Here is an 18,159-nt window from a genome sequence, read left to right as displayed (position 1 = left end):
CTTGATATTTAGACTAAATGCTCATTTTAACCACTAAAAACAGCGCAAAAGTAGGTTTAACTAGCTAACTTTAAGTTTCCAACCGCATTTTTTCTGATACTTAATCTCTTGATTTAGCTCACTTGCCATCAACGGGTGGTTTTTTAACCAATTATTTTCAAATTGAATCGCCAACTCTTCATTCTCAGCTGTTATCTTGAAGTTTGGCAACACGTCATCTTGTCGGCGCATCGATAAAATAACAGCAATACGTAATAGTCGAACAATATACGCAGCAACACTACTATGTGCACCTAAATGATCTAAGCATCCTTTTTGAAGGTCTGAGCGATGGCTATGTGCTATAGCAACAATTACTTTATGCTCTGATTGCGAAAAACCAGGCATGTCGGTATTTTCTAAAATATAAGCGGTGTGTTTATGGTACTGCTTATACTCTATTAATAAACCTATTTCATGCAGCTGCGCGACGGCATTTAAAAGCGGCAATCCACTTTGCGCTGCAACCGGCCAATACTGACTGACTTCATTAGCTAGCAGTAATGCTAAACTTGAAACTCGAGATGCTTGCTTTTGATCAACATGATAACGATTCATAAAACCATCAATAGTGCGTTGACGAATGTCGGTATTATGAAGCTCCGGTAGCATGCTATATAAAACACCTTCACGAAGAGCGCCACCCGCTAACCCCATTTGTTCTATTTCAAGAGACTCAAATAGTGCAATTAAAATAGCCAGCCCAGATACAAACACTAACCGTCGCTCTTCACTTAACCCAGGCAAGTCGAGTTCAGCTATTGTTTTATAAGCTATGGATTGTTGTTTTATGGTGTATAGCTTTTCAAGAGTGAGCAATTCATTTAAATGTTGCGCCACCATAATTTCTTGAATAGCTTGCACTGTTCCTGATGCACCAGAAGCAAGCTGCCAACCAGCCGTTTTATATTCAGGTGCTATTTCATCAATAACATTTCGTGCTGCTTTTATCGCAGCATTAAAGTTTGCTTCATTTAACTGACAATCTTTAAAGTAGCGTTCGAGGAAAGTCACACAGCCGATATTAAGACTTTTATAGTGACGTGCTTCAAAACCTTGGCCAATAACAACCTCAGTACTCGCCCCACCAATATCAATAACCAGCTGTTTGCCAGTACATGAAGAGGTATGCGCAACCCCTTTATAAATAGTTCGCGCTTCTAGCTCGCCACTAATAACATTAACTTTATGCCCTAATATTTCTTCAGCACGTAGTTTAAAGTCGTCGGCGTTGGTTGCTAAGCGAAGTGTTGCAGTGGCAACAATGGTGATGTTTTGCGTGGGAATATCTTGCAACCGCTCTGCAAACAAGGCTAAACACTCCCAGCCTCGTTGCATAGCCTCTAAGCTCAATAAATTATTATCATCAAGCCCAGCTGCGAGTCTTACTTTACGTTTGACGCGCCCTATTGTTTGCAGGCCGCCCGCCATTGATTTAGCAATAAGCATATGAAAGCTATTTGAGCCTAAATCAATGACTGCATATACATTTTTTTGCGGTTTAAGTTGCCCCACCGTTCAAAAACCTCTAGTTACAAATACGATCAAACTAACGGTCGGTTAAGACCGTCCTTTTTGGTAACCATTATTTGGGCGACGTCCGTTGTTATTACTACGATTACGTGGACCAGTGGAAAAATTACGCTTTCTATGAATAGTCGGCTTCGTTAAATCATCTAGCAATGCACTCTTATCGTAATGCGATAATGGAATGCTGTGCTCAATGTATTCTTCAATTTCATGAAGGTTATAAGCATACTGCTCACACGCAAAACTAATTGCATGACCTGAAGCGCCTGCACGAGCTGTACGACCAATACGGTGAACGTAATCTTCGCAATCATCTGGTAAGTCAAAATTAAATACATGACTTACTTCTGGAATATGCAAACCACGTGCAGCAACATCGGTAGCTACTAAAAAGTCTAGTTCGCCTTTACTAAATTGCGCGAGTATTGACTGACGTTTCTTTTGGTTAACATCACCGGTGAGCATGCCCACGCGATGTCCGTCTGCTTTTAACCATGCGTATACGGTTTCACAGCTATGCTTAGTATTTGCAAAAACAATGGCTTTCTCAGGCCATTCTTCTTCAATCAAGGTTAACAACAGCTTAATTTTATCTTCTTGTGAAGGATGAAATAGCTCTTCTTGAATACGTTTACCTGTTTTTACATCGGGCTCTATTTGCACATGTTCAGGATTAGTCATGTGTTCAAATGCAAGCTCTTGTACTCGGTACGACAGCGTAGCAGAAAATAATAAGTTTAAACGCTCTGACGTATCTGGCATACGACGGAACATATAACGAATATCTTTAATGAAGCCTAAATCGAACATACGATCGGCTTCATCTAGCACGACTACCTCAATTTCATTAAGGGTGTAACAGCCTTGCTTATATAAATCGATTAGGCGACCTGTGGTGCCAATTAAAATATCAACGCCTTTTTCTAGTTGTGCACGTTGTTTTTCGTAATCTTCGCCACCATATACTAAACCTAAGTTAAGATTACAGTGCGGCGCTAAAATTTTTGCATCTTTGTGTATCTGAATCGCAAGCTCCCGAGTCGGGGCCATGATCAGGGCTCTTGGATGTTTACTAGGTGCTTTGCTAGATTGTAATAACCGGTGGCACGTGGCAGTTAAAAACGCCAACGTTTTGCCTGTACCTGTTTGTGCTTGGCCCGCAATATCGCGTCCTTCACAAATAAAAGGTAGGCATTTAGCTTGAATGGGTGTGCAATATTCAAACCCACTTTCGGTTAACCCGGCAACCACTTCCGGTGCAATAGCAAAGTCTGAAAACTTTTTATCGGTCAAATGTGTCTTAGTCATAGCGTTTAAGCATAACGTTTAAACTTGCAATAAGAAACAAGAGTGTTTAAATACGCACTAAATATTTCGCCTAACTAAACCGGAGAGCGCAATGAGCGAGAAAATAATCCAAATTACCGACGATAGCTTTGAAGCTGACGTATTACAATCAGACAAACCTGTACTAGTAGACTTTTGGGCAGAATGGTGCGGACCGTGTAAAATGATCGCCCCAATTCTAAGCGAAGTTGCTGATGAATTTGATGGCCGTGTAACGATCACTAAATTAAACATTGACCAAAATGCAGGTACACCACCTAAGTTTGGTATTCGTGGTATCCCTACACTACTACTTTTCAAAGACGGCCAAGTAGCTGCCACTAAAGTAGGCGCACTATCAAAAACACAATTAGTTGAGTTTTTAGAAAACAACATCTAAGTGTTAATTAAAAAAAGGGCTCTCGGCCCTTTTTTTAAATTTATTTTGCAGAAGTACTGGACGCTGCTGTAATGACCTGCTAGTTTATAAAGCCAACTAATCCTTAGTTATATTCAACAAACCTCACTCAACGATCTAATAAAGCGATTTTGAGTATGACAACTGTAATAAAGAACCCACCAATATGCATTTACGCGAATTAAAAGACAAGTCTATAAAAGAGCTTGTAAACCAAGCTGAGTCCATGGGGCTCGAAAACGTAGCCCGCTTGAGAAAGCAAGATATCATTTTTGCTATTCTTAAATCCCACGCCAAAGGCGGAGAAAATATCTTCGGTGGTGGTGTTTTAGAAATCTTGCAAGATGGTTTTGGCTTTTTAAGATCATCAGAAGCTTCTTACTTAGCAGGCCCAGATGATATTTATGTATCTCCGAGTCAAATTCGCCGCTTTAGTATGCGTACTGGCGACTCTATTTCAGGTCTTATTCGTCCACCAAAAGACGGTGAGCGTTACTTTGCTCTACTGAAAGTAAACGAAGTTAACTTTGATAAACCTGAAAACTCTCGCACTAAAATCCTTTTTGAAAACCTAACCCCACTTCATGCAAACGAACGTTTTCGTATGGAACGTGGTAACGGCAGTAAAGAAGATATTACCGCACGAGTTCTTGATTTAGCATCACCAATTGGCCGCGGCCAACGTGGTTTATTAGTAGCACCGCCAAAAGCGGGTAAAACAATGTTGCTACAAAATATTGCGCAATCAATCACACATAACCATCCTGACGTTACATTAATGGTTTTACTTATTGATGAACGCCCGGAAGAAGTTACTGAGATGCAACGCCTAGTAAAAGGCGAAGTTATTGCATCAACATTCGATGAGCCAGCTTCTCGCCACGTACAAGTTGCAGAAATGGTTATCGAAAAAGCAAAGCGTTTAGTTGAGCACAAGAAAGACGTTGTTATTTTACTTGATTCAATCACACGTCTAGCACGTGCATATAACACGGTTATTCCATCATCAGGTAAAGTACTAACCGGTGGTGTTGATGCTAACGCGCTTCATAAACCTAAGCGCTTCTTTGGTGCTGCACGTAACGTTGAAGAAGGCGGTAGCTTAACAATTATTGCGACTGCGCTTATTGATACTGGCTCTAAAATGGATGAAGTTATCTACGAAGAGTTTAAAGGTACGGGTAACATGGAACTTCACCTTAACCGTAAGATTGCGGAAAGACGTGTTTTCCCAGCAATCGACTTTAACCGCTCAGGTACACGTCGTGAAGAATTACTTACTAAGCCTGATGAGCTACAAAAGCTGTGGATTTTACGTAAGATAGTCCATGACATGTCAGAAATTGACGCCATGGAATTTTTAATTGATAAGCTATCGATGAGTAAAACCAACGATGAGTTTTTTGATTCGATGAAACGTCAGTAACCTGAACACTGGTTAAATAAACGTTTTTAAATAAAAAAGACACCAAATGGTGTCTTTTTTGTTTTCAGAGTAAATTAATTTATTCGTATTGTTTAAACAGTGCCTGTAAGTTATTTACTAATATAGTTAGCTTTTGTGTATTAAGTTGTGGCTGAAGCAATTCATCGTCTAGCGCTTTCGCAGCTATGGCTATCTCTTTAAACTCGAACATTTGTGCCGCTCCTAATACTCGGTGACTATCTTTTTGCAGCGCCTGATAATCTGCATCTTTAAAATGCTGCTCAACAAGCTCGCTTTCTTCGGCTAAACTCTGTTGAAAGCTCGTCACTAAATCACTCATATCAACATGATTTTTTTCAGTTGGTGTCTCAGTATTTGCAGCATTTAAGTATTTTGCTAGTACAGTATAAAAAGACTCTTTATCAATTGGCTTTGCTAAATAGTCACTAAAGCCAAGCGATAAATAATGATCAATTTCATGGCTCATAGCATTGGCCGTCAATGCTAAGATAGGTTGTTCATAACCACATTGTTTGAGTAGTTCAAACGCTGAAATACCATCCATAACCGGCATTTGAATATCTAAAAGCACTAAATCTGGGTACAGCTTTAAACTTTGCTCTACTGCTTGCTCACCATTTTCAACGGCAATCACTTCCAGCCCAAGTGAGTGTAAATAACGAGTGATCAGTTTACGGTTATCACTGTGATCCTCAGCAAGTACTACCTTACCAGATAATAACCGCTCCCCGTCACCCGACTTAGCTTGCTGATCGTTGTAACACTTTTGTTCTTCAACTTGTACACTGGGCAAATAAAATGAAAACTCACTGCCTTTTTTAAACTCACTCTGCACACTAATGTAGCCACCCATCATCGCCGCTAATTGCTGCGACAAGCTCAAGCCCAACCCAGTGCCACCAAAACGTCGACTAATACTGTTATCGGCTTGGCTAAAACATTCAAAAATAAGTTTAAGTTGAGATGAGCTCATGCCAATCCCAGTGTCTCTAATCGAAAAAAGTAACCCTTGCTCCGTTTTACTAACACCAATAGTTACTTGCCCTTTATGAGTAAACTTAATGGCATTGGCACATAAATTAATAAGAATTTGTTTTACTCGCGTTAAATCTAATCGCGTAAAATAGGATTTATCTAACTGGCACTCTAAAACTAACGACAAACCTTTCGCTTTAGTTTGAGGAGAAAACATAGCGTGAATATCGTTGATAAGCTGCACCACATCAAAACAGCTAATATTAAGTTCTAATCGATTGGCTTCGATCTTACTTAAATCCAACACATCATTAATCAAGCTTTTTAAATGCTCACTTTGACGCTGTATTACTCTAAGCTCATCTTGTAACTGCTCAGGCTTGTATAGACCACTGATAAGATCATCAGTTTGTGCCAAAATCGCAGTTAACGGTGTTCTAATTTCATGACTTATATTCGCTAAGAACTGACTTTTCACCTCGTTAGCTTCACGCAGCTCTTGTGCCACACTTTGTAGCTCTTTGGTGCGCTGTTCAACTTGCTCAGTTAACTTTAGCTTGGCTTGTTTTTCTGTGCGGCGTTTATAAACAGCAATTACCGTAATTAAAATCAATATGGCAACAATCACCAATAAAAACGTTAGCTGTGAACGCTTAGCTATTTGCAATTCTTGTAAGTATTGTTGTTGTTTTAATTGTTTAATTTCCTGGTTTAGCTGATTTGATTCAAACTGAATTTGAAATTGACTAACCGCTTTTGAGGCTTCTTCGGTATTAACACTACGTTGATAATCAACATACTGTTGATGCAAACTTAAGGCTTTTTCATAATCCCCTAAGCTCGCGTTTATCAGTGCCTCAATTCCTAAGCCATCTTTAATACGCATGCCATTATTATACTCTTTGGCAAGGGTAATTGAGCGCTCTGAGGTTTGCTTAGCACTTTGCGTATCACCTTGTACAAATTGAACAATTGACAACACGTGTAACGCTGCCGCTAATAAAGACTTATTATCCGCTTCTATTGCGTATTGTTGGCCCGCATTAGCATGATAAAAGGCAACATCAAATTTATTTAATTTAAGATTGATGGTGGCTAAATTTGTATGTTTGGTAGAAAGTTGAAACGCGTTATTAACGCTTTGATAGTAACGTAAAGCCAACTGATTATAATGCAGTGCTAATTGGTACTGTCTCGATTCTGTGTACGCTACCCCCATATTACCGTATGCTTGGGCAACACCATCTTCATCGCCAAGTTCTTGAAAAACTTTTAAAACCTCACGGTACATTTCAAGAGCTGATTCATATCGAGAGAGACGAATATAAATACCGGCAATATTATGTAATATATCGGCTTTATCTTGCGCGCTCCCCTCTTTTTCATAAATGACTTTGGCTTGCTGATAATAATCAAGAGCCAGCTCCATGTTATACATATCAAAGTAAGCAAGCCCAATATTACTGAGTAAATTTGCCTGTTTTATCGGATTTTTAAGCGTGATAGCGATGTTTAACGCGCGGTTATAATCAACCACTGCTTGTTGCACTAGTCCTTGATAATAAAGCACAACTCCTTGCATTTTAATCGCACGAAAGTAAAGCTTAGGCTGATCTTTTAGCGTACTACTGATCTCTAGCAATTTAAAATATTTGAGTGCATTGGCTAAATCACTCTGCGCAAACGCCAACTCAGCTAAATCACTATAAATAGTAATGCGTTGTAAATTTGGAACATCAGGGTTCGATAAGATATCAGTTGCAAGGCGATGCTTTTCAGGCCATGTTTGTTCAAGGTTAAACTGCTCAAACAAACTTGGCTGCTCATTTGATAAAGCGTCATTTGATGCACTACTTAAAACAGCCAAAAGGCCAATAAAGCAGATGCGCTTTAACTGAGTCAGCATAAAAATATCCTTAAATCCTTGCTAGCTATAACAAAATGACACCCAAACCAAGTATAAACAATCTAATTTAAACCAATTCAAAACAGGCACTCACGCCCACTCCTTGGGGTTCCATGTTATTTGGGTATATGATAATTTATCCAAGATACACTAATTAATAGATTGTAAACAATGCTTAACCCTCTGATAGATGAGATTTTTGAACTATTAATCAATAAAAAAGTGTGGATGGTTCATACTTTAGCATCTGAGTTAAAACAACGTGGGTTTCTTGATACGTTAGCTACCGAGCCTGAGCGCGACCTATTTAAGCGCAATTTTTTAATTATGAATGCGCTTTATCAGCTACAACAGCAATTAATGCCAAAACAGCAATTACTCGTTAAAAGCTTACATATTGAACTAGTAAACAATCCCAGTTACAACCAACTACACCCTAACGACCCACTGCGTGACTATTACTTAAACTGGCAAAATTTTGAGACATCTACAGCTGAAGTCAATGCGTTATTAGATAGCTTTTGGCAACAATTTAGTCGGCCTGCCCATCGCGAAATTCCGCTGAACAATGAGCAACAAAAACAATTGTTGGCGCGTTGGCAATTAACCCCGCCAGTCACATTAAAGGCATTACAAAAACGCTGGCGACAACTTGCTGTACAGCATCATCCAGATAAACAAGGGGGTGATAATGAGGTGTTTAAACAATTAAAAATAGAGTATGAGCAACTCAAGGCGAGTTGCTCATCTTAAAATGTAAAACTAGCGTGTCAGTCGACGAGCACGTATTTTACGTCCTTTTATATTGCCTTCGGTTAATTTGCGTAACGCAGGCTTAGATGAATTACGCTCTACCGCAACAAACGCCACGTTATCAAGCACATTAATTTTGCCAACTTGGCGCCCAGCAACACCGTCTTTTCCGGTTAGTGCGCCTAAGATATCACCCGCGCGCACTTTTTGCTTTTTGCCTGCATCTATCATCAATGTCACCATTTCAGGTTTGTATGGCGGCTTATCTAATAGGTTATATGATGGCATTGGCTCAGGAGTAAAGTCACGCTCGTAATGGTCACCAATTTGAGCCACTTTAAATTGCTCTGCTTCACCGTAAATAGAACACGCAATCCCTTTTTTACCTGCTCGTCCGGTACGACCAACACGATGTACATGGGTTTGTGGATCGTGAGCTAAGTGATAGTTAATCACCATATCCATGTCATCAATATCTAAGCCTCGCGCCGCTACATCAGTAGCCACTAAAATAGACGCACTTTTGTTGGCAAAATGAATCAATGTGCGCTCACGGTCACGCTGCTCTAAATCACCATGCAGTGCCACCGCACTAAAGCCTTCATCAGCTAAGTCATCACATACTTGCTGTGTTTCAACCTTAGTATTACAAAACACCACACAGCTTTGCGGGGTAAATTTAAGAAGTAGCAGCTTAAGCGTTGGATAGCGCTGTTTATTATTATCCATTTTGTAGAAGTATTGCTTAATCGGGCTTTTTTCTTGCTGCTCTTCTACTTTAATCATTTCTGGATTACTAAGTACACGCTTAGCAATCGCTTCGATTGATTTTGGAAAAGTAGCGCTAAATAACAACGTTTGACGATTTGTTGGAATGCGCTCAATTATGGCATCAAGTGTGTCTTGAAAGCCCATATCAAGCATTTGATCGGCTTCATCTAGTACCAGGGTTTCAACATCATCTAAACGCAATGTACCTTTACGAATATGATCGTCAACTCGTCCCGGTGTACCCACAATAATATGTGCACCATGTTCGAGCGAGCCAATTTGTGGGCCAATTGAAACTCCGCCACACAAAGTTAAAATCTTAATGTTATGAATACCGCGCGCTAGTTTACGCATCTCAACCGCCACTTGCTCTGCAAGCTCGCGAGTTGGGCACAATACTAACGACTGAATACGAAAGCGTTTTACATTCAGTTTGGCTAAAACGCCCAAACTAAATGCCGCTGTTTTACCTGAACCCGTTTTTGCTTGGGCAATAATATCTTTGCCACTTAAAACAGGCGGAAGGCTTTGCGCCTGTACAGGCGTCATTTGGGTGTAGCCAAGTGTCGATAAGTTATCGACTAACCCTGAAGGTAAGGCCAACGATGAAAAAGCAGTTGCAGTCACAGTAAATTCCATAGCAAAAAATAACTTGAGAAAAGTCTCAATAAATATGCTGCTAATAATAGCAGAATTAACAATTGGCAACCATTAACAACGCACGATTAAAAGTGCAAATAAAGATATTGCAAATGATAGTTATTTTCATTAAGATCTGCGACGTTTTACTATTCTAATAATCCTAAGCCGGAAGCTACTAATGAAACTTAACCCTCTTTTTATCGCACTTTTAGCCAGCACCTCTGCAAATGCACTTGCCAACACCGCAAATATAGAACGTATTGAAGTTAAAGGCAGTTACTTCAACGACTACAAAGTAGATAATGCCAGTGGTGCAATGAGAACCTCTACCTCATTACTCGATACCGCACAGTCAGTCACTGTTATTACAGACACCATAGTTAATGAACAACTAGCAACAACCTTAGGTGAAGTGCTAAGTAATGACGCGAGTTTAACGCCGGGCTCTAAACAACGAAACAGAGAAGTGTTTAACTTACGTGGTTTTGAATTAAGTTCATCAACCGGCTACCTGCGTGATGGCCACCAGCATTGGTCTCATTACCAGCAACCCATTGAGATTTTAGAGCAAGTAGAAGTTATTAAAGGCCCTTCAAGTATTTTATACGGGCAATCAGGGCCTGGCGGCCTAGTGAATATGGTAACCAAAAAACCGACTGCGCAAACGTTATTTAATGCCAGTGCCGATGTTGATCAGCATGGTTCAACTCGCTTTATGCTTGATGCTGGCGGCGCACTTACCGAGGCTGAAGATCTACGTGCCCGCGGTGTATTAGTAAAACAAGATGTTGAATACTGGCGAGAATACCAAAACGGTGATAACCGTGAACGCGATCGCTTTTTAGGTGCCTTAGTGGTTGATTACGATATTAGCGATAATGCCCTAGTACGTGTGCATTATGATCGCACTGATGACGAAGCTGGCTTAGATACTGGCGCTTGGATAGATAATGATGCCAACATTATTGGCGATGACAAAACAATTCGTGATATGTCATGGGCCTTTACCGATATTACTGTTGAAAACATGGGTATTGATTTTAAGGTATTTTTAACCGACCACTGGCAGGTAAATTTAGGCTACAACGAACAAACATTTGAACGCCAGCGCTTTGAGTCAGCACCACGTAAGCCAAGTGACTTTATCGAAGGTGATAGTTACCAGTCACGTCCTTACGATCGCTTTGATGATTGGCAGTTTAAAACTGCTTTTATTGACTTCATTGGCGAATTTGAAACCTTGGGTGTGCATCATCAATTACTTGTAGGCGCTAACTCACTGGATTATTACTACGGCCAATTACGTACATCTGCTGATACGATTAATTTTTCTGCCGGTCAAAATGAGCCTAATCGCCCTAATATAAGTTACAAGTCAGATGACACTATTAGCTCGTCTGCTTACGACTATTACGGGATTTATATCCAAGACTTAATTTCATTCTCACCAGAATGGCAAGTATCGCTAGGTGGTCGTTACGATAAACAAAGTAAAGAAAACAGCAATAACGAATCGTTCGTACCTAAGGTTGGCGTACTTTACCATCCTCATGCCTCTGCAACTGTTTATGCTAGTTACTCAGAAGGGTTTGAGCCACAAAACGAAACATTGGTAAATACAAGTGATGTTAATAATGGCATGAAGCTCGATGCTATTACCTCTGAGCAAAAGGAAGTTGGGGTAAAATGGCAACTGTTTGATGACCGATTAATGCTTAGCGGTGCCTTATTTGATATTAGCAAAACAGGTACCTTAGTGAGCGAAGACCTTATTAACCCTATCGGTGATATAACCAGCATCACCACACAGGCAGGTGAGCAACGCCATAAAGGCTTTGAGCTTGCAGCTCAAGGTGCCGCTACTGACCGTTTATTTGTTATGGCATCAACCATGTATTTAGATGCTAACTATGAGCGCGATGAAGAATTAGAAGGCAAACGCCCTACTGATGCTCCAAAATGGTCTGCCTCTTTATGGACACGTTATGAACTCAACGACGCTATTGCTTTTAATGCCGGTGCGTTTTACGAAGGAGAACGTTTTGCCGATAACGCTAACACCGTAACAAAAGAGGGGTATACGCGTGTTGATATTGGCGCAACCTACAAGCTTAACTTAAGTAACAAAGATATTAACTTACGTTTAAACATTGAGAACTTATTTGATAAAAACTACCTAGCCGGTGGCGGTTTAAATAACGTTACCGTAGGTGAAGGCACAAGCGTGCGTTTAGCCGCACAATTTAGCTTCTAAGCTCATTCTTTATAAAGCCCATATTAAAAAGTATGGGCTATATAAACTAATCCTTTATGACATAATTACTTACAGTTTGCTGCTTTACTAATTTATCACTTGCTCTAAAGTTGTAAATTAACAAGGAGCCTTATTATGTTGCTTTTCAATACTAGCCAGTCATTTCCTCATTTTACACACGTTCAGTGCTGCCCTGGCTGCAACAGCAACAGCTATCACTTAGTTAATCAAAGCCGCTTTTTACGCTTTACCATTTTTCCTATATTTCCGATAAAGTTAAGTTATAAACGCGAGTGCTATCAATGCGGACATAGTGAGGCTATCAATATTAAAACGTTACCTCTGCTTGAAAAGCTTAGCCTACCAAAATACTGCGTTGGATTAATTTTATTACTATGGGGGCTGTTATTTTTTTACCAAAAGCATCTCAACACTGAAATACTAAAACAAAGCTATTTAACCTCCCCAAAAGCTTATGATACCTATTTAGTTAAAGCCGATAAATTCACTCACGAACCATGGACACTCACTAATTTAAAAGTTGCGCAAGTGCTAAGCTTTGATGAGCAATTTATAACGTTTCAAGTAAGTAATTACAGCTATAAACGCAGTAGCGCCATTACCGCAGCGATGCGTGCAAGTTTATTAGTACAAAGAGATTATTTTTCTTCTCGGACTATTACTCTGCCTCGTAATGAAATAAAACGTTTATACGAAGATGGCATTATATTTGACGTACTACGCCCACAAGCATATTCGCTTTATGGCGGGTTTGTAATGTTTCCACCTAAACCTAAGCCTCTTTATAAAGGCTTAAAGCTCGATGAGAATAATCAGCAAGGGATTATTTACTATAAAGATAAGCAATATAACGAAGCGCTTGAAAGCTTTAAGCTGGCAGCAAACTCAGGCTCACAATGGGGTCAACTAAACCTTGCTCAAATGTATCGTGATGGACAAGGTACAAAAAAGAACATTCAGCAGGCAATTTATTGGTATAAAAAAGCCATTGCTCAAGATAATAGCAAAGCTAAATACGAACTTGAGCAACTATGCAAAACAACTCAGTGCGAATAAAATAAAGTAGCGTTGCCACCGCTAATTATTTGTTTTAAAAAACTTAGTATAAGCGACATGCGCAATCACAATAACCAAACCAGCACCTATTCCTAACAGTCCGTCAAATACTAAAGGGGCTAGTATTTCTCCCGTGCTACCAGCAACCGACTGCGCATAATGAGTTACATCCACTTGGGTATGATGCAAAAGCTCAATTGCGTGTACTAAAATTCCACCACCCACTAAAAACATTGCCACCGTGCCCGCAAAGGCTAAAAATTGCATTAACCGTGGGGCTGCAGCTAATAAGGCTTTGCCGAGTAATTCTTTAAACTTACTTGCGGAAAGTTTGGATTGATTAAGTAAATATAAACCTGCATCATCAAGTTTTACAATCCCAGCTACCAATCCATAAACGCCAATTGTCATGATGATGGCAATCACACTCAATACCAGCGCCTGGTTCATTAATGTCGCCCCTGCGACCGTACCTAATGTAATAACAATAATTTCAGCGGAAAGAATAAAATCAGTACGAATGGCGCCTTTAACTTTTTGTTTTTCATACTCTGCCAGGTCTAAATTTTCAGCACCTTCTGTCGCTTCTGCATGATGAGATAAAAATATTTTTTCTGCGCCTTCAAAACATAAAAATAAGCCACCTATCATTAAAAGTGGAGTAATTAGCCAAGGCAACCACACACTAATTAATAACGCAGCAGGGACTAATATGGCTTTATTTAAAAACGACCCCTTTGCCACTGCCCATACAACGGGCAGCTCCCTATCAGCAGTAACCCCAGTAACTTGCTGAGCATTAAGTGCCAAATCATCACCAAGCACCCCTGCTGTTTTTTTTGTCGCAACTTTACTCATGGTCGCAATATCATCCAGCAAAGTCGTTATATCATCCAGTAATGTTAAAAGGTTGCTGCCAGCCATGAAATTTCCTAACTAAAAATAAGATCTTAAACATAACGTAAAGCTATATTTTCACCAACGGTTAATTTAGCTTTGCTAAGCTCCTAATTAACAGCCGATTAAACAGATAAATGATGAAACCAATAAAACACACTACCGTTATTATTGCTTTAATAGTCCTGACTGCATGCAATAAGCAGCCAAGCATTAATAACTATATATGCGATAACGCACCTGCAAAACTTGATATTATTAGCAACAAACAAGCAAAGTTGAGCTTTTATGATCATGATTATATGTTGAATCATGAGGTAAGTGCTTCAGGCAGTAAATACATTAATCAAGAGGTGTTATTTTGGAGCAAAGGCGAGCAAGCCATGCTAATAATTAAAGGTAAAAAATATCACTGCAACACTAGTTAACCAATGACTAACATCGCATTAAAAAACTTGCTACACTAACAAAAGTCTTAATATTGTTGATAAAGTTATGCAATCTCTTGCCATCAAACATAAAATAATTTTAGCCTTTTCAGCCATTGGCTTGTTAATGCTTACTAGCAGTCTATTTTTTTACTGGTCCCTAAATCAAATTAGTACTACTAACACGCGTATAGAAACGTTGGCAGTGCCTGTACAACAAGCGAGTAAAGATCTGCGCTTATCACTCCTTTCTATTACTAAATTTAATGCCATTGCTTATAGCCAAACTAAACTTAATTTACTGCTGGAAAATAAAAAACAGGCGCACGCCGAACAAACGCAGTTTTTTAGTAAATTAGAAACACTCAAAGCGCAAGTTGCCCAGCAGCAAGGCATGCAAACATTACTCGTTACTATTAATAATGACTTCACCAAGCTAAATACAATAAGCAACGACATGCTTGCAGCAAAAGAGCAACGCTTTAAGGCGCAAAGCTCAGCCGCAGCACTAACAATTACGTTTAATGAACAACTTCGTGAACTCAGTAACCGCTTACTTGATATAGAGCTCATAAACGTGGCGAGCAACCAGCAATCACTTTTAAATGCAGTATTTGGCACAGCGACTCGTGTTGATGATTTATTATTTACTTTAAATAATAATGTCAAAGGAATTGGGCAAATAACCACGTCAGAAAATATAAACGATCATCAGCAAGATACCTCTTTTTTACTCGACAATATTAAATCTAATCTTAGTTACTTAGAGCAACAAGCCACCCCAATTGCTAATAAACTCAACACAAATGAGCTTATTACAGCATTTGATGATTTAAGTAGCTTATTAAATAATCCTAATGGGCTGTATGCATTGCAAAATACTGTGCTCAATAATAAAGACAAAGTTGATCAGCGTTTTGAAAGCTTTCAAAACGCCTTTATTAGTATTGAAAATCAATTGATTGAGCTTAATAAACTGGCTGACATACGCTTTAACTTTCTACAAGATAGCGCTAAATCAGCGATTAATACCGGCTCTAGCTTAGTGATTATTATTGCGTTTGTATTAATTGCATTGCTGATTATTATTTCAGTATTTACTACTAACGCCATGCTAAAACCGCTTAAAAAGGTGAATAAAGAACTTGCTCGCATAGCCTCAGGTGACTTTTCTCAGCGTAGCAATCCCCACAGTAAAGATGAATTTGGTACGCTGATGCACAACACTAATAAGCTTTGTGATGATTTAACTCACTTAATAAAAGCCATTAGTAACGACGCTTACGAACTCGATAATTCAGCGATTCAAACCAGCGAAAAAGGCCAGCAAATGACCATTGTTGCTAAGCAACAGCTGGAACGTAGTGCACAAGCAACCTCATTAGCGCAACAAATGTTACAAAGCTCACAAGCCGTATACGAGCAAGCGCAAAGCACTTCAGATGAAATTACTAATGCCTCGCAATTTGCTAATGACGTAAACGACATTGCAAACAATAATAGCCAAAGCATTGAGGCACTTTTAAGCCGCTTAGATAGAGCAGTAAGCAGTACAGAAGAATTAGCGCAATATACGCAACTCATTGGTGCCATTGTCGATACCATTAGCAGTATTGCAGAGCAAACAAATTTACTGGCACTTAATGCCGCAATTGAAGCGGCGCGGGCCGGTGAACATGGTCGCGGGTTTGCCGTAGTAGCAGATGAAGTCCGCTCGCTTGCAGCTCGTACGCAAAGCTCTACTAGCGAAATTACCACCATGATCAACACACTACAGCAGCATACTCAAACCACTCAAACTGAAATAAATGATGGGCAACAACAGGCTAAGCACTGCGTTGAAAACAGCACTGAACTAAATAGTGCCGTTGAGCGTATTAAAAGCACGCTGGTATCGGTTAATGCTATGAGTAAAGAGATTGCTCATGCCTCACATGAACAACTTACAAACAGCACCGATATTCAACAAATAATGGCTAAGGTAACCGAGCAGGCCACCCTAAACGCCAACAATGCGACGACCCTAGCAAGCGAAAGTGAAGACGTTAATCAACTTGCACACTCATTAAAAGGTGCAGTAGAGCGCTTTAAGTTTTAAGCGCAGCTAATGACTTGGCTTGTATGAACTGGGTATAATACTTTTAACTTTTTGCTAAGTAACGGCCCACAATGAAATACAAAGATCTACGCGATTTTATCGATTTACTTGAAAAACGAGGCGAGTTAAAACGCATCAGCCAAGAAATTGACCCGTATCTTGAAATGACCGAAATTGCTGACCGCACACTGCGTGCCGAAGGCCCTGCTTTATTATTTGAAAACCCTAAAGGGTACAACATTCCCGTTTTAGCTAACTTGTTTGGTACCCCGAAGCGTGTAGCCATGGGTATGGGCCAAGAAGATGTGAGTGAATTACGTGAAGTAGGAAAATTACTCGCATTTCTAAAAGAGCCTGAGCCACCAAAAGGTATTAAAGAAGCGCTTGGACAAATTCCGGTATTCAAGCAAGTACTTAATATGCCGGCCAAAGAAGTTAAAAAAGCCCCTTGCCAACAAATTATTTTACAAGGTGACGACGTTGATCTAACTAAGTTTCCTATTCAGCACTGCTGGCCTGGCGATGCTGCACCTTTAATTACTTGGGGTTTAACCGTTACCAAAGGACCTCACAAAAAGCGCCAAAATTTAGGGATTTATCGTCAACAGCTATTGGGTAAAAATAAAATCATTATGCGTTGGTTATCTCATCGCGGTGGCGCGCTTGATTTTCAAGAGTGGTGTAAAGAACACCCTGGCCAGCCCTACCCTGTTTCGGTGGCATTAGGTGCAGATCCTGCAACTATTTTAGGCGCTGTTACCCCCGTTCCAGATACATTAAGCGAATATGCCTTTGCAGGTTTACTACGTGGTAGTAAAACTGAAGTAGTTAAGTCAATCTCAAATGACTTACAAGTACCAGCCAGTGCAGAAATCGTACTTGAAGGGCATATTATGCTTGGAGAGATGGCGCCGGAAGGTCCGTATGGCGATCATACAGGATACTACAACGAAGTCGACGACTTCCCAGTTATGACGGTCACTCATATTACACATCGTAAAGACCCTATTTACCATAGTACTTTTACTGGCCGCCCGCCGGATGAGCCGGCTATTTTAGGGGTGGCGCTAAACGAAGTATTCGTGCCAATTTTACAAAAGCAGTTTCCAGAAATTGTCGATTTTTATTTGCCGCCAGAAGGTTGTTCCTACCGCATGGCTGTGGTGACAATGAAAAAACAATACCCAGGTCACGCCAAGCGCGTAATGATGGGAGTTTGGTCATTCCTACGACAATTTATGTACACTAAGTTTGTTATTGTCTGTGATGATGATATTAACGCTAGAGATTGGAACGATGTAATTTGGGCTATCACTACTCGTATGGACCCTGCGCGCGACACCACGCTAATTGAAAACACGCCAATTGATTATTTAGATTTTGCATCGCCCGTATCGGGCCTAGGTTCAAAAATGGGCATGGATGCAACTAATAAATGGCCAGGTGAAACAACTCGCGAATGGGGCGAACCTATTGTCATGGATCAAGCCACTAAAGATCGCGTTGATGAACTTTGGGATAGCTTAGGTATTCTTTAACGACTTTGGTCTAGGGCCCTAGGCTATAAACTCACCCTGCGGATATGCTATTATTGCTCA

At 40.0% G+C, this 18,159-nt stretch carries 13 protein-coding genes; 8 read left to right on the top strand and 5 right to left on the bottom strand.

The window, feature by feature from the left end:
- Positions 1-60: 60 nt before the first annotated feature.
- Together gppA and rhlB are read right to left on the bottom strand one after the other, a co-directional pair.
- The gene (gppA, locus tag P20311_RS01995) at positions 61-1,554 is read right to left on the bottom strand and encodes a guanosine-5'-triphosphate,3'-diphosphate diphosphatase (RefSeq protein ID WP_008109074.1); all 1,494 of its coding nucleotides are present in this window, start codon (positions 1,552-1,554) and stop codon (positions 61-63) included.
- Positions 1,555-1,599: 45 nt separating this feature from the next.
- Positions 1,600-2,877 (bottom strand): ATP-dependent RNA helicase RhlB, encoded by a 1,278-nt coding sequence (gene rhlB, locus P20311_RS01990; protein WP_010392673.1) that lies wholly within the window; start codon positions 2,875-2,877, stop codon positions 1,600-1,602.
- Between the two features lie 91 nt (positions 2,878-2,968).
- On the opposite strand from rhlB, the gene trxA reads away from it, so the two are divergent.
- Positions 2,969-3,295 carry a thioredoxin TrxA gene (trxA, locus tag P20311_RS01985; protein ID WP_008109071.1) on the top strand — a complete coding sequence of 109 codons (327 nt, stop codon included), beginning with the start codon at positions 2,969-2,971 and terminating at the stop codon, positions 3,293-3,295.
- Positions 3,296-3,479: 184 nt separating this feature from the next.
- Complete coding sequence (gene rho, locus P20311_RS01980; RefSeq protein ID WP_008109069.1) at positions 3,480-4,739, top strand: transcription termination factor Rho; 1,260 nt, start codon at positions 3,480-3,482, stop codon at positions 4,737-4,739.
- Positions 4,740-4,818: 79 nt separating this feature from the next.
- Here rho and P20311_RS01975 read toward each other — a convergent pair whose 3' ends face one another.
- A complete protein-coding gene (locus P20311_RS01975) occupies positions 4,819-7,641 on the bottom strand; it encodes a tetratricopeptide repeat protein (RefSeq protein WP_008109067.1) in 2,823 nt (940 codons plus the stop codon).
- A gap of 171 nt (positions 7,642-7,812) precedes the next feature.
- Between P20311_RS01975 and P20311_RS01970 the strand changes: the two genes are divergently transcribed.
- Positions 7,813-8,394, top strand: a complete 582-nt coding sequence (locus tag P20311_RS01970) for a DNA-J related domain-containing protein (RefSeq protein ID WP_008109066.1) — start codon at positions 7,813-7,815, stop codon at positions 8,392-8,394.
- Between the two features lie 9 nt (positions 8,395-8,403).
- On the opposite strand, the gene dbpA is transcribed toward P20311_RS01970, so the two are convergent.
- Positions 8,404-9,792, bottom strand: a complete 1,389-nt coding sequence (dbpA, locus tag P20311_RS01965) for an ATP-dependent RNA helicase DbpA (RefSeq protein WP_036984658.1) — start codon at positions 9,790-9,792, stop codon at positions 8,404-8,406.
- A 193-nt stretch (positions 9,793-9,985) separates the two neighbouring features.
- On the opposite strand from dbpA, the gene P20311_RS01960 reads away from it, so the two are divergent.
- A complete protein-coding gene (locus tag P20311_RS01960; protein ID WP_008109063.1) occupies positions 9,986-12,061 on the top strand; it encodes a TonB-dependent siderophore receptor in 2,076 nt (691 codons plus the stop codon).
- Positions 12,062-12,196: 135 nt separating this feature from the next.
- A complete protein-coding gene (locus P20311_RS01955) occupies positions 12,197-13,138 on the top strand; it encodes a tetratricopeptide repeat protein (protein WP_008109061.1) in 942 nt (313 codons plus the stop codon).
- 21 nt (positions 13,139-13,159) lie between these two features.
- On the opposite strand, the gene P20311_RS01950 is transcribed toward P20311_RS01955, so the two are convergent.
- A complete protein-coding gene (locus tag P20311_RS01950; RefSeq protein WP_008109059.1) occupies positions 13,160-14,062 on the bottom strand; it encodes a DUF808 domain-containing protein in 903 nt (300 codons plus the stop codon).
- 110 nt (positions 14,063-14,172) lie between these two features.
- Between P20311_RS01950 and P20311_RS01945 the strand changes: the two genes are divergently transcribed.
- The 3 genes from P20311_RS01945 (at position 14,173) to ubiD (ending at position 18,099) form a co-directional block, all read left to right on the top strand.
- On the top strand, positions 14,173-14,463 hold the full coding sequence (locus P20311_RS01945; RefSeq protein ID WP_008468601.1) for an MliC family protein: 291 nt from the start codon (positions 14,173-14,175) through the stop codon (positions 14,461-14,463).
- Positions 14,464-14,530: 67 nt separating this feature from the next.
- Entirely contained in the window at positions 14,531-16,561 is a 2,031-nt protein-coding gene (locus P20311_RS01940) for a methyl-accepting chemotaxis protein (RefSeq protein ID WP_036984656.1), read from the top strand.
- Between the two features lie 71 nt (positions 16,562-16,632).
- Complete coding sequence (ubiD, locus tag P20311_RS01935; RefSeq protein ID WP_008109055.1) at positions 16,633-18,099, top strand: 4-hydroxy-3-polyprenylbenzoate decarboxylase; 1,467 nt, start codon at positions 16,633-16,635, stop codon at positions 18,097-18,099.
- Positions 18,100-18,159: the final 60 nt, after the last annotated feature.

The organism is Pseudoalteromonas sp. BSi20311, assembly GCF_000239875.1.
GTDB lineage: Bacteria > Pseudomonadota > Gammaproteobacteria > Enterobacterales > Alteromonadaceae > Pseudoalteromonas.
The sequence above is the reverse complement of the archived record's forward strand: the minus strand, read 5'-3'. Positions and strand labels throughout refer to the sequence as shown.